Below are 18,189 nucleotides of genomic sequence, written 5' to 3'. Positions count from 1 at the left end.
ATCGGCAGGAAGGGTTTCGACAATGTCGATCTCGTTGGAGAGAAGCGATGCCAGACGGGCGCCGTCATCGGGCAGGAAGCGCAGCGTGACGTTCGACCAGTGTGAGGGGCCTGCGACATAGCTGTCATTCCGCTTCAAGGTAAGATTGCTGCCTGGCGAATAGGAGACAAAGGAATGTGCCCCGGTTCCGATTGCACACTTGCCGTTGTCGAAATCCTGGACCGGCGCCTCCTTGCAATCGGCGCTGATAATGCGAATTCGGCTGACGGAATTCAGCAGGATCGGATCCGGAACCTTTGTCTCGACGACGATGGTATAGGGATCCGTGGCGGTGACATTGACAATATTGCGGGTGTAGGAAGCAAAGCTCTGGCTGGGCTTGTCGCGGGCACGCAGAAGCGAAGCGATGACGTCATCGGCGTTGAACTCGCTGCCGTCATGGAATTTCACGCCCTTCCGCAGCTTGAATTCCCAGTGGGTCGGATCGACGACTTTCCACTCGGTGGCGAGTTCCGGCGCATTTGCCGACGTTCCCGTGAGGTTTATGAGGCTGTCCCAGATATGGCGCGAGGTCGCATTGTTTGGCGCCGAACTGTCTTCATGGGGATCCAGCGTCGTCGGCGTCGTCGACATCCCGATCGTCAACGGGGTTTCCTGTGCGGCGACCATTGCAGGAATAGCGATCGTTCCGAGCAGCCCGATCGCTGCCCGCGTCAATATTTTTGCGGCCATTTCTTCCATCCCGGTTTAGCGATTTTTGGGCCGACCTTGCTTGGTCGGTACGAGCGGGTTCCCGTCCACTCTTGACACAAATTGGTAAGGGGGCCTCAAGGGGGCTGTCAAACGGAAAACAAGCGCGTTACGATAGGCGTAACCTGAAATTATGCCACTCCTTCAGCCTTTGTCGCGGAGAAAATTCTGGTCCCATGGACAAAAGACAACCATCAAAAAGCGATATTGTGCAATCTGTTGATGTCTGCATCGACGTATTGCTGAATGTCGCCAAAAATCCGGATATCAGACTGACCGAGGTGGCGCAGAACCTCGGGGAAACCAAGCCGAGAATTTTGCGCATGTTACGCACACTGGAACGGCGTGGCCTAGTGCGGAAGAGCGATACGGGCACTTACCGGCTGGGGACGACTGCGATCATTCTCGGGACCGCTGCCTCGACACAGGTTGATCTGGTGCGAATAGCCAATCCTATTCTTGAAGAAGTCGGCCAGAAGGCGAACGAAACGACCCAGCTCAGGATCATCGACAATGGCGAATCCCTGTGCATTGCAAAGTTCGAACCGATGCGCGACTTGCGGGTTCAGGCGATGATCGGTCGAAGGCGGCCGCTCACGGCCGGCTCGTACAAGGTGCTTCTCGCCTATCTCCACCCCCAGGTGCAGGCGCAAATGATCCCCGAGACTTTGCCGCGGCTGACCAAGCGCACGATCACGGATCGTGGCAAGCTGGTTGCTGAATTGGATAAAATCCGCCGCCAGGGATTTTGTGTGAGTTATGGTGAAGTGAGCGAGCAACTCGTATCCGTCTCAGTGCCGGTTTTGGCATTCGACGGATCCGTGATCGCCGCGGTGAATGTCGGCGCCCCGGCCTTCCGCACGCAAAAAAGCGACGTCGACCGCTTCATCGTTCTGCTGAAGGAGGCCTCCAGCAAGATATCGGCCCGGCTGGGATGGTAGAGCTTTTCGTTCTCAGCCATCTCGGACCTTGTCTCTTCGGTTCGACGCCCATCAAGGCGAGCCAACGCAGGTTGTTTCGTGCCAAGCCCGCTCTTTGAGCTAGGGGAAAAGATCGGGGAGTTCGGAGCGTGCAATGCGTCGCAACCTGACCGCTTCCGCCATATCTATCGAGCGATAGGGAAATCGCAAACGGGTGCCTACGGGTCCCCAATTGCCGATCGCACTCAAAAGTTTGTCGAGAGCGGCGTTCGAATAGCCGAATTCCTGGCGAAAGGGGACGATATGCGCGTCCATAAACGTGCAGATGCGTCGCTCCAGATCGAGTGCGGCGTCGATCTCGTTTCGCATCGAGACCGTCCAGGTCTGAGCGCCGCGGGGACTAAGGCAGGCGACATTGGAAAAGGAGCCTGCTGCCACACCTTCCTTGGTGCCGGTTGCGAGATGATGGCCGGGGACGAAGAGCGAAAGCCCGGACAGATGCCGGCGTGCCTCGGCATACCAGGAGGCGTCGCCATCGGCGAGCTTGATGCCGATCACCTCAGGGACTGCTGCGCAGACCATGCCGAGCTCCCTTGGTGCCAGCACGCGTTTTGCATGCGGCGGATTATAGAGGATGAGCGGAATGCCGTCGGCAGTCTCGGCCGCTCGTTTCAGGAAGTCGACCGCTTCGGCATCGTTGAGCGGCCACCAGTCGGGCAATATGACCTGAATGGCGCGGGGATCGAGCGCGGCGGCGCGGCGGACGCGATTGAGCATGATCAGCGGGTCGGGCTGGCAGGCGCCGATGACGAATGGCGTTGAAGATGCCTTGCAGCGTTCGGCCAGCATTGCCTGGATCCTGTCAAACTCCGCCTCCGTCTGATTGTGGAATTCGCCGGCGGTGCCGTTCGAATAGATACCATCGACGCCGGCATCGATGAGGATGTCGATCTCTTCACCAAGCTTGTCGAATTCGATGCTGTCATCGGCTGCGATCGGCAGAAGCAGGCTCGCCCAATTTCCGCCGATGGCAGGACGCGGCGTCTTCGCATTCATCTCTTGTTTCTCCGATGGATGACGGATCAGTTGAGGTCGTCACGGATGCAGGCCTTGAAGTGGCCGGGAGCGATTTCCCGCAGTTGCGGAACGGCGCAGGCGCAGGCATCGAGCGCGCTCGGACAGCGCGTGCGAAAAACACATCCGCTCGGCGGATTGGCCGGACTTGGAATATCGCCTTTCAGGATCTGCCTGTTACGGCGGACATCCGGATCAGGCGACGGAATCGCCGAGAGCAGCGCGCGCGTATAGGGATGCTGCGGTCTCGCATAGAGATCAGCACTCGGCGCGATTTCCATGATGCGGCCGAGATAGAGCACGATCACCCGGTCGCAGATATATTCGACGACGGCAAGGTCGTGCGAGATGAACAGCATGGTCAGGCCAAGCTGCTGCTGCAGGTCGCGCAGCAGGTTGATCACTTGCGCCTGGATCGACACGTCGAGCGCTGAGACCGGCTCGTCGGCGACGATGAATTCCGGCGATAAGGTCAACGCACGGGCAATCCCGATGCGCTGGCGCTGGCCACCGGAAAATTCATGCGCGTACCGATTGATCGCATCGGCGGGCAGGTCGACCTTTGCCAAGGCCGATCGCGCCCGCTCGAGCCTGTCGCGGGCGGTTCCGATCCCTTGGATCTTCAGGCCTTCCGTCAGGATCTCGCCGATCGTCATGCGCGGCGACAGGCTGGCGAAGGGGTCCTGGAAAATATATTGCATGCGCGGCCGTTGCCGTCTGAGCGCGGAGGCGGAAAGTGCTGTGAGTTCCGTCCCGTCGAAACGGACGCTGCCTGACGACGGTTCGACGAGGCGAAGGACGGAACGCCCGATCGTGGTCTTTCCGCTGCCGGATTCGCCGACAAGCCCGACGACTTCACCCTTGCCGATATCGAAGGAGATCCCTTCAAGAATGTTCAGCCGCGTGCCACGGGAGGTATAATGTTTCGAAAGGTCGCGGACGGAGAGCAGCGGTGCGCTCATCTAGATCTCCTGCCATCTGATGCAGCGGCTTCGGTGCTGCGGATTGACCTGTTCGAGCGCGGGAACCGCGACGCGACAGGCATCGATGGCGAATTTGCAGCGCGGGGAAAAGGCGCAGCCGCTCGGCATGTTCATCAGGCTCGGAACCATGCCGGGAATGGCCGCAAGCTTTTCGCCGGCCAGCTTCATTCGCGCGGCATCGCCAAGGCGCGGCATGGAGGCGAGAAGGCCCATGGTGTAGGGGTGCTTGGGATTGCGGAAAACCTCGCCGACCGGCCCTTCTTCGACGATCCGGCCAGCATACATCACAGCGACGCGATGGGCGATTTCGGCGACGACGCCGAGATTGTGGGTGACAAAGAGCATGGCCATGCCGCGCTCGCGCTGCAGTTTGAGGAGCAGGTCGAGAATCTGCGCCTGGATCGTCACGTCGAGCGCCGTTGTCGGCTCGTCGGCGATCAGCAGCGCCGGATCGCAGGCGAGCGCCATGGCGATCGTCGCGCGCTGGCGCATGCCGCCCGAGAGTTCGTGCGGATATTGGCCGGCGCGGCGTCGAGCGTCCGGTATGCCGACGCTTTCAAGCAGCGCGACGGCTGCGTTCATCGCCGCCTTGCGGTCCGCACCACGGTGGATGCGGATCGGCTCGCCAATCTGGTCTCCGATGGTGAAGACGGGATTGAGGCTCGACATCGGCTCCTGGAATATCATGCCGATGTCATCGCCCCTGATCCTGCGCATGCTCTCGTCGTCGAGGGCGACGAGATCGCGGACCACGCCGTCGCTGGTCGCAAGGCGGATGCTGCCTGCAGCGATCACGCCGATGTTGCGGGTGAGCAGCCGCATGACCGATAGGCTGGTGACCGACTTGCCGGAGCCGGATTCGCCCACGAGCGCAAGCGTCTCGCCGGCGGCAACGGTCAGGTCGATATTGTTGACCGCCGTGATCTCGCCGCCGCGGATGCGGAAGATCGTTCGCAATCCCCTGATGTCGAGTACGGGTTCGGCGGTCTGTTCCATCAGCTGGCTCAGTTCAGCAGGCCGGTTGCACGCAGGATCTCATCGATCCGCGCGGTTTCGGCTTCGTTGAGGGAGGCGCGCGGTCGCGGCATGACGGCGGAATCAATGATGCCGAGGCTGCGCATGGCGGTCTTGAAGGCGCCGATACCCGCCGCGCCGCCGCTGACGCGTCCCTGCGCGACCCAGACGATTTCGAACAGGCGGCAGAGACGCTCCTGTTCCTTCTTCGCGGCGACCCAGTCGCCGCGCTGGGCAGCATCCCAAAGGCGGACATAGCCGTGCGGATCGACATTGGCGATACCGGGAACGACGCCATGGGCGCCCATCAGCAAGGCAGTGTCGACGACGATCTCGGAGCCGGTCATCAGGAAGACGTCCTTGTGCTCCGCAAGATCGAGGAGCGCATAGCGGAAGTTGCCGTCGTCGCCGCTGGAATCCTTGAGGCCGATAATGGCGCCTTCCCTGGCGAGCGTGACGACGGTCTGGCGCTGCAGCTTGACGTGAACGCAGACGGGAATGTCGTAGGCGACCAGGGGAACATCCACCGCGTCGCGGATATAACGGAAGTGGTCGAGGATCTCGGACTGGCTGGTGACGGTATAGAATGGCGCCGTCACCACGACTGCATCGGCGCCGGCCGCCTTTGCGACCTTCGCATGGGCGATGACGCGATCCGTGGTCGGATCGATGACGCCGACGATCAGCGGCACCCGACCATTCACCACCTTGGCCGAATGGTCGATGATTTCCCGCCGGGTCTTTTCGTCATGGAAGATCACCTCGCTCGTCGAGCCGAGCACGAATACGCCATGGCAGCCGGCATCGATCAGATGCTCGAGCACGCGTGTATAGGATGGGTAGTCGACGGTGAGATCCGGATTGAGCGGTGTTACGACAGGGGGAACGACACCCTTGAATTTGGTCATTTTCGCTTCTTTCGATTGTCAGTTCAGTTCGGCACGCGGGTCGAAGGCATCTCTGAGGCCATCGCCAATGAAGTTGATCGCCAGGACGGCAAGGATGAGCGCGGCCCCGGGGAAGAGCCATTGCCACGGATATTGTTCGAGCACGGCGGTCGAGCGGGCCGCGTTCAGCATGTTGCCCCAGCTTGCTGCTGGCGGGGCGATGCCGAGACCGAGAAAGGACAGCCCCGCCTCGAGCAGGATGGCATTGGCGATCTGCAGTGTTGCATAGACCACGAGGATATCGATCGAGTTCGGCAGGCCGTGGCGAAAGAGCAGATGTCCGATGCCGGCGCCCATGCCGCGGGCGGCCATGACGAAGTCGCGTTCACGCAATTCCAGCAGCCGCGAGCGGATCATGCGCGCAAGCAACGGCCATGAGAGCAGCGAGATGACCAGCACCGTCGGCCAAATGCCGGTACCGGCGATCGAAGCGAGCACAAGCAGGAAGATGACGGGCGGCAGGGTCATCACCAGATCGACGAAGCGCATCGAGACGGCGTCCGTCCAGCGTCCGGCAAGCGCCGAGATTGCCCCGAAAAGAAACCCGATGACGGCAGAAAGCGCGGTCGATGCGACGGCGACGAGCAGCGAAATTCGGCCACCTTCGAGCACGCGGGCGAAGACGTCGCGTCCAACGCCGTCGGCTCCGAACCAGTGCGTTGCCGTCGGGCCGCTATTCATCGCCAAAAGATCGATGTCGTTCGGCCGGAAAGCCCACCACAGCGGATAGGAAAGGATCAGCAACAGCATCGGAATGGCAATGCAAACGCCGGCAACGGCTGCGCGGTTGAGCAGAAAACGACTGAAGGCGCGGGCCAGCGGGCCCGGGCTCCGGCGTTCGGAAGAGCGTGCCAGCATGATCAACCCACCTTGATACGCGGGTCGACGACCGCATAGGTGATATCGGTCAGAAGATTGACGACGATAACGCAGGCGCCGATGACGAGCGTCGCGCCCATGATGACGGGGTAGTCACGGGTCTGCACGGCATCGACGAGCAGAAGACCCATGCCCGGCCAGTTGAAGACGCTCTCGATGAAGATGGCGCCGCCGATTGCAAGCCCGATGGTGGAGCCGATCAGCGTGACAATCGGAAGAAGCGCATTGCGCAAGGCATGCTTGGTGATGACCCAGAACTCGCGAACGCCCTTGGCGCGGGCCGTGCGCACGTAATCCTGGTTCAGGACTTCGAGCAGCGAAGCGCGCATGTAACGCATGATCAATGCGGCTTGCGCGACAGACAGAAGTGCCGCCGGCAAGATCAGATGGTGGAGGAGATCGCCCACCGAGAATTCCTCGCCCGGCGTCAGCATGCCGCCTGATGGCATCCAGTGCAGGCGGACGGAGAAAATATAAAGCCCGATCAGCGCGCTGAGGAATGCCGGGCTCGAAATGCCGGCAAGCGCAACCACCGACAAGGAGAGATCGGCCAGCGAATTGCGTCGGACGGCGCCGATCACCCCGAAGGTGATGCCGGCGACGATGGCAAAGGCAAGTGCGGTGCCCATCAAGAGCACTGTCGGGCCGATCCGTGACAGCACCAGGCCGAGAACCGGCTGATCGAGACGCTTGATCGAATAGCCGAGATTGCCGGTCAGCGCCTGCTGCAACCAGCCCAGATACTGCACGGGCAAGGGCTGATCGAGCCCGAGGCTTCTGCGCAGATCGGCAAGGTCTGACGGCGACATCGGCAGGTTCGGATCGATATAGGCATCGATCGGATCGCCGGGTGTCAGGCGCAGCAGCAGGAAGATCAGCATGCTCAGGGCAACGAGCATGCCTATTCCTATGATCAGGCGTCTGAGACTGTATTGGAGCATCGGCAATCCGTCTGTCGGGCCGTCTTGTCAGGTCGCCTTTTCAGGGTGGCCGAGGCCACCCTCAAGGCTTCGCGGAAAACGCCTATTCGGCGATCGACCATTTCTGCGGGTTTGCTTGGTAAGGACCGCCACCCGGCGCCGGCGTCCAGACGAAATCCTTCACCTTGGTCGAGACGATGCCGTAGCGGTTTGCCACCCAGAGCGTCGCCCAGGGCAGGTTCGTGTTCATCACCTTGCAGACGTCCTGGTAGGCGGCATCCCGCTTGGTGCTATCAGGCTCGGCCAAGGCACTATCGAGCGCTTTGGTGAGGTCAGGCATGCGAACCCTGGCGACATTCGGTCCGGCCGGAGGGATCTGCTTCTCGTTGAGGCCGACATTGATGCTTCCGGCATCCGGCCCGTTCTGCAGCCCGGCATAAACCAACTGGAACTGGGCAATATCCGGCGTCGCATTGAGCACGATGCTGTTATAGGTCGGCGCATCGACGGCGCGCGGGACGATGTTGATGCCGACCTGGGCAAGCATTGCCTGGACTGCGGCAAGCACGTTGGTCGCCAGCGGCGTGGTGTAATAGGTCAGAAGCGTGATCGGCTTGCCGCCATTGATCTGGTCCCAGCCGGCTTCCGTCAGCAACTGCTTGGCCTTCTCGGGATCGTAGGCGTAGGTGTCGATGCCCTGAGGTATCAGCTGTTCGGCGACATAGGCGCAATTGGCAGGCTTGGCCGCACCGCCATAGAGGCTCTGGATGATGGCATCGCGATTGATCGCGTACATCACCGCCTGGCGGACGCGCACGTCCTTCCAGAGCGGGGAATCGTGGTTGAAGCCGAGATAGTTGACGACGAAAGAGTTGCCTTCGATGACCTTGAAGTCCTTGTTGTCCTTGAAGGTCGGCACGTCGTTGGAATCGACATAGGTGAACTGGATTTCGCCGGACCTCAGCGCTGCGATCGCTGCGGCCGGGTTGGCGAAATAGCGATTGATGACGCGTTCCAGTGCGGGTTTGCCACCGTGATAATCGATATTTGCGGCAAGTTCGACATATTGATCTGAGACGTATTTGGTGAATTTGAACGGACCGGTGCCGATCGGGGCCGTGGACCACCAGGTGTTCTTCGCCAGTTGGTCGGCCGGGATCGAGGAGAGCGCATGCTCCGGCAGCATCATCACCTTGGTCATCGTGTCGGGAAAACTGCTGCTGGGTGCACTGAGCTTGATGACAACAGTGCGATCGTCCGGCGTATCGACCGACGATATGCCCTTCAGCCGGGCAGCCAGCACTGAGCCGGTTTTCGCATCCATCGCAAGGCCCATGGTGAACTTCGCGTCCTTGGCCGTGAACGGTTTGCCGTCATGCCATTTGGCGTCCGCCAGCTTGAACGTGTAGGTCATCTGGTCGGAGCTGACCTCGTAGGAGCTTGCCAGCGCGCCAACGACCTTCTGCAGCTTCTCGTCATAGGTGATCAGCGGTTCGTAGTAGACGCTGAGCCAGGTGAAGCCGGCGGTCGCGGCGAGCGGATTGAAGTTGCCCTGGAAGCCTCCGGGACCGACATCGAAGCCGCCGGACAGCGTGGCTGCCTGAGCATCAGCTGCAACGCCCGAAACGACAAGAGCCGGAACGGCAGCCGTCGACAGCAGGGCGCCAAGCGCAATAACGGATAGTCTAGACAGTCTTTTCATGTGTTCCTCCCACGTTTGAACTTGTCTTGTTGTTGGCAATCACCCGGGCAATGCCCTCGTAGTGACGATCCAGGCGTCTGCGCGCCTCCTCCAGATCTTTTGCCTCGATCGCATCGACGATCGCGGCATGGTCGCGCCACGTCGCCATCGGATCGGCATTTTCAAGGTTGACGAAATCCGACGCCTTGTAGAAGGCGAGCCAGAAGACATCGATCAGCCGCACCAGCGTTTCATTGTCCTGGCAGCGAAACAGCAGTCGGTGGAACAGCTGGTCGTCTTCCGCAAAGGTTTCGCCCCGCTCGGCATGGGCGCGCATCCGATTGACGGTGGCGCGCAGCTCGGCGATGTCCTCCTCGCCGATCACGTCGATCGTTTTGCGGATCAATCCCACTTCCAGCGTACGCCGGATTTCGAGGACCTCCTCGATCTGCCGCAGGGCGCCGCCGAGGCCGTAAGCGAGGTTGTCGAGAAGCGGCTCGAAGGAAAAGGCCTTCACGAAGATGCCGACGCCGCGCCGCGTCTCCAGCACGCCGAGCGATTCCAACGCCTTTATGCCTTCCCTCAGCGAATTGCGGCTGACACCGAGCTGGGTGGCGAGCTCTCCCTCAGCCGGAAGTAGGGTTCCGGGCGCAAGGCCATTGTCGTCGATATAGGCGCGAAGACTTTCCTGCACGGAGACATGCAACAGCGGCGCGCGCGTCAGCGGCTTCATCGATTTCAATGTCATGCCCCGGTCACTTTCCCGCATCGCCGATAAGATCGAAGTTACATATCGACTTGTAGGATATCTGTCAAATGGTCAGGCTTGGATGGCCGATATGGAACCGGCTCGAAGCCGGTTTAAGCTGGTCGTTTTTGGGCACCAGAAGGACAACAGGAACAGCATATTTTGCTGGAATTACTTCATTGGAGGCGTTGATCGACCTCTGGAGAGTGGACCACCACCCGGTTGCGGTCGCTCTTTTTCGCAAGGTAGAGGGCCGCATCCGCTTGTCGCTGCATGTGCTCTGCTGACACGAGTTCACCGTTTTGCCTCGATATCGCTAGTCCGATGCTGACAGTGACCCAGGGACCGACGCGGGAGGTAGGATTTGGAAGAGACGCAGCTTCTACTCGGCTGCGAATTCTCTCAGCGACCAACCCGGCCTCTTGTTCATCAGAGCCAGGAAGAAAGACGAGAAACTCTTCGCCCCCGTATCGGGCGACCTGGTCCCGCTCGTCTCTCATGCTGCTCTGAATGATGCCGGCAACTTTTACCAGGCAGCGGTCGCCTTCGGCATGTCCGAGATTATCGTTGAGATGCTTGAAGTCGTCGACATCGCACATCAGCATCGCCGCGCCGCTCGTTCGTTTCAGCTCCTTGTTCCAGAAATGATTTAGCGTTTCCATCATCGAACGCCGGTTGGCGACACCCGTCAACGGGTCGGTCCGCGCCAGCAATTCCAGCTGCGAGTTGGCGTCGGTAAGCTCCGCGAGGCGACTTCGATCTCGTAACTCAAGCAAGAAAGTCTTCTGAGCGAAGATGGTGGCGGTGCGTCGGGCAACGACGGTTGCAGCCACACCGCTGGCGAAAAACAGCGTCCCGGCCAGAGCACTTCCCACTTCGATGCCCGGATTTCGCAGTTGAAACACAAGGTAGAGACCGAGGGCAGCAGTACCGATCGCCATCGCCCAACCGAGTGGAATCGGAAATATGATAATGGCAGTGACGGCCACAAAAAGCATGATGGTCAAATGCCGCTCATAAAACTCGCCACCGGTGTTAACGCCCACCAAGGCGACCGACAGGAGGATGAGAAAAACAGCAGAGAGAAGGAAGATCCCCTGCACCCACAAAGCGTGCGGCCGCAGGAAGGCTACCGCAGCGACAAGAGCCGCGGGGGGAAGGATAGACGCTGGCCAAAGCATCGACATGACGGTTTCGGTCGGAAGCAAGATCGCGTTGAGGCCCAACGTCAGGACGTCGAGCACGATAACCCAAACCATCCACGCGCGGATGATCTTGGCAGTCCGCGGCCAGGAGCGTTCGCCAAAAAGCTGGGCCAGTTCCCCATTGAGGCGGATATCACGCGTGCGTCCACCGAGCAGGCGCTCGACTTGCTCTACAATGGCCGGGCTCAACCTCTGAAGAGGTTTCCGCGAAGACGCCCTTACCGGTTTGATAGGAGCTGTGGTTCGCTCGGTATCCATGTGTCGGATCTAGGGAGCAGACGACCGGCGGCAAGACGAGCAGCGAATTCTGCCCCGAAAGACGATATGCTTGCCCTAATGATTTTGTACCAGCAGACGACAGTATGTCGTTACCGTATCATATTGGGTCAAAGTCTCATTCGTTCCAGGCCGAACTCACGATTCGATTCTTTTCACGGCGATCACCTTTCAGTCGGTAGACCGACACGTGATTTGCCCTCCGTCAGAGCGGGATAGCAAGCGTTCGACTTGGCGTCTGGTTTCCGAATGACGGCTGCAATTTGTCCCAGTTCCAAAAGCGCCATTCCAAACCACGCGAGGAGTTGCCAGGTGATATCGCACTCCATATATTGATAGCATAACCATCAGTCTTAAGGGAGTGCAATCGATGGCTGCAGTTACAATACGCAATTTGTCTGACGAGACACACCGTGCCTTAAGAGTGAGGGCAGCTCATCACGGCCGCAGTACAGAAGCAGAAATCCGTGACATCCTTGAAACGGCGGTACGGCCAGCTGAGCGCGTCATGTTGGGCTCGTTGCTAGCATCGATCGGGCGCGAGGCAGGGCTTTCCAACAACGACGTGGATAATCTGCAGCTCGTCCGAGACAAAGCGCCTGCGGAACCTATGAGTTTCGAATGATCCTGATCGATACCAACGTCATCTCGGAGCCATGGAAGCCCACACCCGATAATCAGGTACTGGCGTGGATCGATGCCCAAGCAGTGGAAACGCTGTTCGTGTCGGCGATTACAGTAGCTGAGTTACGGTTCGGCATTGCCGCGATGCCTAGCGGAAGACGAAAGACCGTCCTCTACGATCGACTAGAACAGGAAGTTCTGCCTCTATTTTCAGGGCGCGTTCTATCCTTCGACATGGCTGCGTCACAGAGCTATTCGGAATTGATGGCGCGAGCACGCGTAGCAGGTCGGGCAATCGGTAAAGCAGATGCCTATATCGCCGCAACTGCCGCGGCGAACGGATTTATTGTCGCCACCCGCGACACTAGTCCCTTCGAAGCCGCAGGACTTAACGTTATCAACCCGTGGTACGCACCAACATAGCAGCGACAAAGCGTCAGATGATTGCGGAGCCGCAATCGCCAGCTCGACCCATCAAGACTGGCAGATTGATGGTCGTCTCGGTCCGCAGTTAGGCCCTTCCTCGCACGACAGAACCGCCTGCGTTGGGCATTTCACCTGGCACAAAACGCTACGAGGCCTCGATGCTACGTGCAACCTCTTCGAGAATGTGGGTGCGGGAATTTATGGATTAAAAGGTGACTAAAATAATCATCTTATGTTGACAAGGCCAATTTCGCTCCATAGGTTCCGCCCGCATCCGTGACGTAGGGACCAAGCAATGGCGTATGTTTTTTTGAACGTTTCTAATAATCTACCAACAATTTACAGAGAGACGCTATTTGCCACGACAGCGATCCTCCTGATTGGCGTTGCGGTGCCGCCGGCCTTCGCCCAGACCGCTTCCGCAGATGCCAACGCGACTGCGCTGGAACCGATCGTCATTCAAGGTGCAGCCTCTGATAGCAAGACCGACCGGACGTCGGTGACAGCCAAAAACAGCGCCGGCGCAACCAAGATCAGCACGCCGCTCGTCGAGACGCCGCGTTCGATCTCGGTGACGACGGAGAAGGAAATCGAGCAGCGCGGCGCGCAGACGGTCATCGAGGCTGTGCGCTATTCGGCCGGCGTGACAACAGGAACGAGCGGCTTCGATCCGCGTTTCGACCAGGTCTACATTCGCGGCTACAACGCCACGACGGTCGGTGATTATCGCGACGGATTGCGCCAGCCCTATATCAATTACGGCATGTTCCGCACCGAACCCTATCAGTTGCAGCGGGTCGAAGTGATAAAGGGACCGGTTTCCGTTCTTTACGGTTCTGGTTCGCCGGGCGGCCTCGTCAACAAGATATCGAAGCTTCCGACCGAGGAGCCGATCCGCGAAGTCGGCATTAGCTACGGCACCGAGGATCGGGTGCAGGGGATGTTCGATTTCGGCGGGCCGATCAGCGAAGATAACGAGGATTTTCTCTATCGCATCGTCGGCGTCGCCCGCCGCGGCGACACCAATTTCGATATTGCCGACGACCGCTATTTGATAGCGCCGTCCTTTACCTGGAAGCCTGATGAGGGCACATCTTTCACGGTTTACGGCTTGGCGCAGGCAGATGAGACCGACTCAAATGTCGGCGCGATCACGACCTTGGACGGCAGGATCCTCGATATCAGGGCGAGCGATCCCGACTATGATTACCAGAAGGTCAAGCAGCAGCAGGTCGGCTATCAGTTCGAGCATGAATTCGACAACGGCCTGACCTTCCGGCAGAACCTGCGCTATTCGCACCTCGATCTGGAGGCTCGCTACCTCGGCGTTACCAGCTGGACCGGGACAGTCGCGCATCGTGGCACGAATGCGATCCGGGACGACATGAACGTTTTCCAGGTCGACAATCAACTGGAGGCGAAATTCGACACAGGCCCGCTTGCGCATACGATGCTGTTCGGGCTCGACTACACGAATCTCCAGTCGAGCTTTGGCTATGGCGCCGGAGCTGCCGATCCGGCATTCGATTTCGATATCACCAATCCGACCTATGGAGTCTCGGGCGCTACGCCGGATTATAATGCCTTGGCTTCCGATGCCGACATGCGGCAGGTCGGCATTTACGTCATGGACCAGATCGAGGTCGGAAATTGGCGCTTCAACCTCGGCGGCCGGCAGACCTGGGTGAATCAGACGCGAGATGCGACCTTGCCCACGGTCAGCTCGGAGGAGGTCGACAAGAACGCCTTCTCCGTACAGGCAGGCGCGCTTTACCTCTTCGACAACGGCATAGCGCCGTTCGTTTCCTACGCGACCTCCTTCGATCCAGTCACCAACCGATCGGCCACCAACACAATTCTTCCGCCGACGAAGGGCGAGCAATACGAGCTCGGCGTGAAGTACCAGCCTCCCGGCTCCGACATCCTGCTATCGGCCGTTGCCTATCACATCGTCGAGCAGAATAAACCGAGGCTCGCCAACCCGTTGACATTTGCCTACGATTCTCAGGGAGAGGTGACCGGAAAGGGTATCGAGCTTGAAGCCCGCGCGGCGATCGCCGACGGTCTCGATATTATTGCGGCCTATACCTACAACGACTCCGAAGTGACCGGGGGCAACAACGTCGGAAATACTCCGGCCATCACCCCGACCCATATTGCGAGCCTTTGGGCGAACTACACTTTCCAGGAAAGCAATCCCTTCAACGGTCTGTCGGTTGGCGCGGGCGTGCGCTACATCGGTGAGACCTGGACGGATGTCGCCAATACCTCGAAGAATCCTGCGACTTTCTATGTCGATGCATCCGCCTCCTATGATTTCGGCGCAGTCGACAAGAAATACGAGGGCCTGACAGCCGCCTTCAACATCCGCAACATAGCCGATGAGCGCGAAACAATTTGCGAAGAGGGCTTCTGCTATCTCGGCCAGGGCCGCAACATGACCGGCACCCTGAAGTATCGGTGGTAATACATGGCGGCGGAGACGAATGGAGCGCTCCAGCCCGCGACGTTGATCGCTGAACACCCCGTCGCTCATCAGGCCGTCGATTTAGACGCCCTGGTGGGCGACGGCCCGTTCTCCTATTGCCGCGGCAAGCTGCTCAGCGCTCTCCCGCCGACCGGCACCGTCATTCCCTGCAGGGATCTTTGCGACCGAGCGATCTTCGACGAGATCGTTGACCGATATGCGCAAAAATATTCGGGCAGCGACCGTCGTGCGATCGTCTCCATGTGGACGCTCTACTATTTCAGCATGCTGACCATCGCACCCAGCGTCCACATGTTCGTGCACCGCATCGGGCTGCCGTTGGAGATCGACCGCCTATCGCTCGTCTGCAACGAGCAGACAGGCGAACCGGAAGCATTCGTGATGTCCGGCAGGCCCGAGGCGACGAGTGACCCGGCCGGCGAGCTTCACCGGCTGATGCGCGGCCACGCCGAGCCTCTGGTCGCGGCGATTGCCGCCAACGCCGGCGTTGCGCCGAAGCTTCTCTGGAACAATGTCGCGGCCTATCTCTCCTGGATTCTGAAGGAGATCGCTCATCGCCATGAGCCCGTCCTCGTCGAAGGCGGCCTGGCGCTGCTGGAAGAAGCTCAATGGCCGGGCGGCGGGCGCAACCCGATGTTCGGCATGATCCGCATTGCGCGCCAGCAATGCGGGCTCGAATTCGTGCGCCGGAAAGTCTGCTGCCTGCGTTATAACCTGCCGGGCGTCGGCGGCTGCGGCGAAGCCTGCCCGCTGCCGGAGGGGCGCCACTAGCTCCTATCGTCCACCGCGCGCAGAGACGGTGCCCTGCGCGCCAGTTATTGCCAATGCGCGCCAAGCAGAAAGTCCCGTCGTCTCAAAGCGCAGTCTCGCCTGCCTGAGCACCGGCGAGTGGCTTGACCATGAACAGGCATGGATGGTCCTCGTGCCAGAGCTTTGCAAAGATCTCCGCCCGCACAAAGCCGTTCCGGTCATAGAAGCGCCGCGTCGCCTCGAACTGGGGTTCGTCGAGGCCGCGCGGGGCGAGCGTCTTGACCGTCAGCAGCCGGGCACCCGATTCATGTCCGAAACGTTCGGCCGCATCGATGAGATGGCGTCCGGCGCCGCGACCGTGATGTTCGGGTCGTGTCGCAATCAGCGCGATCTCGACGGCGCCGGGCGGGTGCGGCTTCAAGGCCATCAACGCGGTCACGACATCCGCTTCGACATAGCCGAACACCGGCAGGTCTTCGATCGCCAGGGCGCTCGCTTCGATGACCTCATGTTCTGAAAACCAGTCCGGCAAAGCCCCCATGATCGATCGGCAGAGCTCTGCCTTGCCGGTCAGGATCTCAACTGCTTTTCCCATTTTTTCTCGCCTCCGATCGGTCGATTTAAACTTGACTCCTGTTATCACCTTAAAATAGACACTGCAATCAAATCGTGTACTTCTGCTCAAAAGAGGAGCCTGAGACCGAACCGGCCAGCAACGACAGAGCCTGATTTTCCATTTGTAAAAAGGGTACAGGACAATGCACACATTGCATCGTGATGTGAACGGAAATGCCGTGGTCAACGCCATGATCGAAAACAAGGACAAGCTCCTTAAAACGATTGAAAGCGTTGTCAAATCAAAGTCATATTCCGAGGACATCTTTCAGGATGGAGTCATCAAAGCCTATGGGGTCAAAACCGACGACATTCGTTGCCCGATCGGCTACGCCTTCCGCATGGTCTATAATCTCGCACTCGACGAGAGCCGGCGGCGACGCCAGAATATGAACAACCATAGGTCGATAGACCAGATTCAGGAGATCACGGCTCCCGTCCCCACCGTGCTCGACCAGCTCGTCGCTGCCGAGACCCTGCGCAATGTGCTTGCCTCGCTCGAGGCGCTGCCGAAGCGAACCAACGATGCCTTCATTCGCCATCGCCTCAACGGCGTGCCGCAGAAGGATATTGCAGCCGAACTCGGCGTCTCAAGGACGCTCGTCAACTTCATGATCAAGGCGGCGGAGGAACATTGCCATCTGGCGATCGCCGAACCTGCGTTCCGCCCCGATCATGCACACCGGCAGGAGCCTAGCGTTTCGCCGCGTGCAGCGCCTGCTGCAAATCGCTCCACAGCCGTTCCGGCTCTTCCAGGCCAACGGCGAAACGAACCGTCTGCTCGCTCACGCCGAACCGGATGAAGGAGGTCATCCGGTCGGGGATCTGCAGCGCGACCTTGGCGGGGACCACCAGCGTTTCTGGTCCCCCCCAGCTGACACCGAGACGGATGTCGCGAAGGCTATTCACAAAACGTGCGACATCGATATCGGGATTGAGGTCGAAGGCAAACAGCCCGGCATAACCCGTCAACGTCGCCCGCCCGGGGTGCTCCTGAAACGCCGGGTGACGAACGCGTCCGATCGCAGAATGCTCCTTCAGCCGCCCGGCCAGCAAAAGCCCGCTGCGCTCATGCTCCTTGAGACGGACACGCAGCGTGCGCATGCCGCGCAGCAGCAGCCAGGCCTCGAACGGTGACAGTTTGGCACCGACATAGGGGTAGGATGTCGCATTGATCCTGGCAATGGATTCCTTCGAGCCGACGACGACGCCGGCGACCGTATCGCTGTGACCGCCGAGATATTTCGAGGCGGCGTGAATGACGATATCGACGCCATGCTGGATCGGCTTCTGAAAGAGCGGCGTTGCCCAGGAATTGTCGATGATAGTCGTGACGCCAGCCTCCTTTGCCATGGCCGACAGCGCCGCAATGTCCTGAAGCTCGAAGACGAAGGATGTGGGGTTTTCAAGGTAGAGCAGCTTGGCGCCCGATAGCGCCTTGCGGACCTCGTCGTGGTCGGCGGGATCGACGAAATCCACCGCGACGCCGAGCCTGGCAAGCAGCTTCACCAGAAGGCGGTAGACATCGTTGTAGAGATGGCGGACCGCAACGACCCGGTCGCCTGCCTCAACAAGGCTGAGAATTGTCGATGTGATGGCAGCCGTTCCGCTGGAGAAAGCACGTCCATCCTCGGCACCCTCGAGGCGGGCGACCAGGAGTTCGAATTCGCGGACCGTCGGATTGTCGCCGCGCGAATAGATGTAGTTGCGCGTGCGTCCGGCAAAGACATCCTCCATCGCCTCGTAACTGTCGTAAGTGAAGAGCGACGTCTGGAAGATCGGCGGAGACACGGCGTTGAATGCCGCCGGATCGACAGGCGTAAAGAGATCGTCAGCGACCGCATGGGCGCCAAGGTCGTGCGGGTTGATCGACTGGTTCATGGTCATCC

18 protein-coding genes are annotated in these 18,189 nt (G+C 59.8%); 6 read left to right on the top strand and 12 right to left on the bottom strand.

The features are described 5' to 3' along the window. Positions 1–732, bottom strand: a 732-nt coding sequence (locus tag FY112_RS17090; protein WP_246700702.1) for an ABC transporter substrate-binding protein, incomplete at its 3' end; no start/stop codon positions are given. Between the two features lie 194 nt (positions 733–926). On the opposite strand from FY112_RS17090, the gene FY112_RS17085 reads away from it, so the two are divergent. After that, positions 927–1,691: an IclR family transcriptional regulator gene (locus tag FY112_RS17085; RefSeq protein ID WP_017957366.1), complete on the top strand. Its 765-nt coding sequence runs from the start codon at positions 927–929 to the stop codon at positions 1,689–1,691. A 99-nt stretch (positions 1,692–1,790) separates the two neighbouring features. Here FY112_RS17085 and FY112_RS17080 read toward each other — a convergent pair whose 3' ends face one another. The 9 genes from FY112_RS17080 to FY112_RS17040 all read right to left on the bottom strand — a co-directional run bounded on the left by FY112_RS17080 (position 1,791) and on the right by FY112_RS17040 (position 11,310). Next, positions 1,791–2,726: a dihydrodipicolinate synthase family protein gene (locus FY112_RS17080; protein WP_151518930.1), complete on the bottom strand. Its 936-nt coding sequence runs from the start codon at positions 2,724–2,726 to the stop codon at positions 1,791–1,793. 26 nt (positions 2,727–2,752) lie between these two features. Next, positions 2,753–3,706, bottom strand: coding sequence for an oligopeptide/dipeptide ABC transporter ATP-binding protein (locus FY112_RS17075; protein WP_151518929.1), 954 nt, complete (start codon positions 3,704–3,706; stop codon positions 2,753–2,755). Beyond that, complete coding sequence (locus FY112_RS17070; RefSeq protein ID WP_017957369.1) at positions 3,707–4,723, bottom strand: ABC transporter ATP-binding protein; 1,017 nt, start codon at positions 4,721–4,723, stop codon at positions 3,707–3,709. It lies immediately after the preceding gene. Positions 4,724–4,731: 8 nt separating this feature from the next. After that, the gene (locus tag FY112_RS17065) at positions 4,732–5,649 is read right to left on the bottom strand and encodes a dihydrodipicolinate synthase family protein (protein WP_017957370.1); all 918 of its coding nucleotides are present in this window, start codon (positions 5,647–5,649) and stop codon (positions 4,732–4,734) included. An 18-nt stretch (positions 5,650–5,667) separates the two neighbouring features. Continuing rightward, a complete protein-coding gene (locus FY112_RS17060) occupies positions 5,668–6,546 on the bottom strand; it encodes an ABC transporter permease (RefSeq protein WP_003550548.1) in 879 nt (292 codons plus the stop codon). Positions 6,547–6,548: 2 nt separating this feature from the next. Beyond that, positions 6,549–7,508: an ABC transporter permease gene (locus FY112_RS17055; RefSeq protein ID WP_026158310.1), complete on the bottom strand. Its 960-nt coding sequence runs from the start codon at positions 7,506–7,508 to the stop codon at positions 6,549–6,551. An 82-nt stretch (positions 7,509–7,590) separates the two neighbouring features. After that, positions 7,591–9,189: an ABC transporter substrate-binding protein gene (locus FY112_RS17050; protein ID WP_151518928.1), complete on the bottom strand. Its 1,599-nt coding sequence runs from the start codon at positions 9,187–9,189 to the stop codon at positions 7,591–7,593. Next, positions 9,173–9,916, bottom strand: coding sequence for a FadR/GntR family transcriptional regulator (locus FY112_RS17045; RefSeq protein ID WP_151518927.1), 744 nt, complete (start codon positions 9,914–9,916; stop codon positions 9,173–9,175). The genes FY112_RS17050 and FY112_RS17045 overlap by 17 nt, the downstream gene beginning before the upstream one ends. A gap of 176 nt (positions 9,917–10,092) precedes the next feature. Continuing rightward, positions 10,093–11,310, bottom strand: coding sequence for a GGDEF domain-containing protein (locus FY112_RS17040; protein WP_181018235.1), 1,218 nt, complete (start codon positions 11,308–11,310; stop codon positions 10,093–10,095). A 457-nt stretch (positions 11,311–11,767) separates the two neighbouring features. On the opposite strand from FY112_RS17040, the gene FY112_RS17035 reads away from it, so the two are divergent. From FY112_RS17035 to fhuF, 4 genes are all read left to right on the top strand, one after another. After that, a complete protein-coding gene (locus FY112_RS17035; protein ID WP_017957376.1) occupies positions 11,768–12,022 on the top strand; it encodes a plasmid stabilization protein in 255 nt (84 codons plus the stop codon). Then, positions 12,019–12,444: a type II toxin-antitoxin system VapC family toxin gene (locus tag FY112_RS17030; RefSeq protein ID WP_017957377.1), complete on the top strand. Its 426-nt coding sequence runs from the start codon at positions 12,019–12,021 to the stop codon at positions 12,442–12,444. The genes FY112_RS17035 and FY112_RS17030 overlap by 4 nt, the downstream gene beginning before the upstream one ends. 298 nt (positions 12,445–12,742) lie before the next feature. Further along, on the top strand, positions 12,743–14,914 hold the full coding sequence (locus FY112_RS17025) for a TonB-dependent siderophore receptor (RefSeq protein ID WP_017957378.1): 2,172 nt from the start codon (positions 12,743–12,745) through the stop codon (positions 14,912–14,914). Between the two features lie 3 nt (positions 14,915–14,917). Next, on the top strand, positions 14,918–15,706 hold the full coding sequence (fhuF, locus tag FY112_RS17020; RefSeq protein ID WP_151518925.1) for a siderophore-iron reductase FhuF: 789 nt from the start codon (positions 14,918–14,920) through the stop codon (positions 15,704–15,706). Positions 15,707–15,788: 82 nt separating this feature from the next. Here fhuF and FY112_RS17015 read toward each other — a convergent pair whose 3' ends face one another. Beyond that, the gene (locus FY112_RS17015; RefSeq protein ID WP_151518924.1) at positions 15,789–16,280 is read right to left on the bottom strand and encodes a GNAT family N-acetyltransferase; all 492 of its coding nucleotides are present in this window, start codon (positions 16,278–16,280) and stop codon (positions 15,789–15,791) included. 163 nt (positions 16,281–16,443) lie between these two features. Between FY112_RS17015 and FY112_RS17010 the strand changes: the two genes are divergently transcribed. Beyond that, complete coding sequence (locus FY112_RS17010) at positions 16,444–17,103, top strand: sigma-70 family RNA polymerase sigma factor (RefSeq protein WP_151518923.1); 660 nt, start codon at positions 16,444–16,446, stop codon at positions 17,101–17,103. On the opposite strand, the gene FY112_RS17005 is transcribed toward FY112_RS17010, so the two are convergent. Then, positions 16,994–18,181 (bottom strand): PLP-dependent transferase, encoded by a 1,188-nt coding sequence (locus FY112_RS17005; RefSeq protein ID WP_151518922.1) that lies wholly within the window; start codon positions 18,179–18,181, stop codon positions 16,994–16,996. The two genes, FY112_RS17010 and FY112_RS17005, sit on opposite strands and share 110 nt — an antisense overlap. Positions 18,182–18,189: the final 8 nt, after the last annotated feature.

Origin of the sequence: Rhizobium sp. PEPV16, assembly GCF_008919455.1 — a bacterium.
Taxonomy (GTDB): domain Bacteria; phylum Pseudomonadota; class Alphaproteobacteria; order Rhizobiales; family Rhizobiaceae; genus Rhizobium; species Rhizobium leguminosarum_Q.
This window is presented reverse-complemented; position numbering and strand designations above follow the sequence as displayed.

Bases quoted from the DNA above. Each gene is read 5' to 3' on its own strand.
- FY112_RS17060 (WP_003550548.1), bottom strand. From the start codon at position 6,546: ATGCTGGCACGCTCTTCCGAACGCCGGAGCCCGGGCCCGCTGGCCCGC.
- FY112_RS17080 (WP_151518930.1), bottom strand. From the start codon at position 2,726: ATGAATGCGAAGACGCCGCGTCCTGCCATCGGCGGAAATTGGGCGAGC.
- FY112_RS17055 (WP_026158310.1), bottom strand. From the start codon at position 7,508: ATGCTCCAATACAGTCTCAGACGCCTGATCATAGGAATAGGCATGCTC.
- FY112_RS17005 (WP_151518922.1), bottom strand. From the start codon at position 18,181: ATGAACCAGTCGATCAACCCGCACGACCTTGGCGCCCATGCGGTCGCT.
- FY112_RS17010 (WP_151518923.1), top strand. From the start codon at position 16,444: ATGCACACATTGCATCGTGATGTGAACGGAAATGCCGTGGTCAACGCC.
- FY112_RS17070 (WP_017957369.1), bottom strand. From the start codon at position 4,723: ATGGAACAGACCGCCGAACCCGTACTCGACATCAGGGGATTGCGAACG.
- fhuF (WP_151518925.1), top strand. From the start codon at position 14,918: ATGGCGGCGGAGACGAATGGAGCGCTCCAGCCCGCGACGTTGATCGCT.
- FY112_RS17035 (WP_017957376.1), top strand. From the start codon at position 11,768: ATGGCTGCAGTTACAATACGCAATTTGTCTGACGAGACACACCGTGCC.
- FY112_RS17045 (WP_151518927.1), bottom strand. From the start codon at position 9,916: ATGACATTGAAATCGATGAAGCCGCTGACGCGCGCGCCGCTGTTGCAT.
- FY112_RS17075 (WP_151518929.1), bottom strand. From the start codon at position 3,706: ATGAGCGCACCGCTGCTCTCCGTCCGCGACCTTTCGAAACATTATACC.
- FY112_RS17050 (WP_151518928.1), bottom strand. From the start codon at position 9,189: ATGAAAAGACTGTCTAGACTATCCGTTATTGCGCTTGGCGCCCTGCTG.
- FY112_RS17030 (WP_017957377.1), top strand. From the start codon at position 12,019: ATGATCCTGATCGATACCAACGTCATCTCGGAGCCATGGAAGCCCACA.
- FY112_RS17025 (WP_017957378.1), top strand. From the start codon at position 12,743: ATGGCGTATGTTTTTTTGAACGTTTCTAATAATCTACCAACAATTTAC.
- FY112_RS17065 (WP_017957370.1), bottom strand. From the start codon at position 5,649: ATGACCAAATTCAAGGGTGTCGTTCCCCCTGTCGTAACACCGCTCAAT.
- FY112_RS17015 (WP_151518924.1), bottom strand. From the start codon at position 16,280: ATGGGAAAAGCAGTTGAGATCCTGACCGGCAAGGCAGAGCTCTGCCGA.
- FY112_RS17085 (WP_017957366.1), top strand. From the start codon at position 927: ATGGACAAAAGACAACCATCAAAAAGCGATATTGTGCAATCTGTTGAT.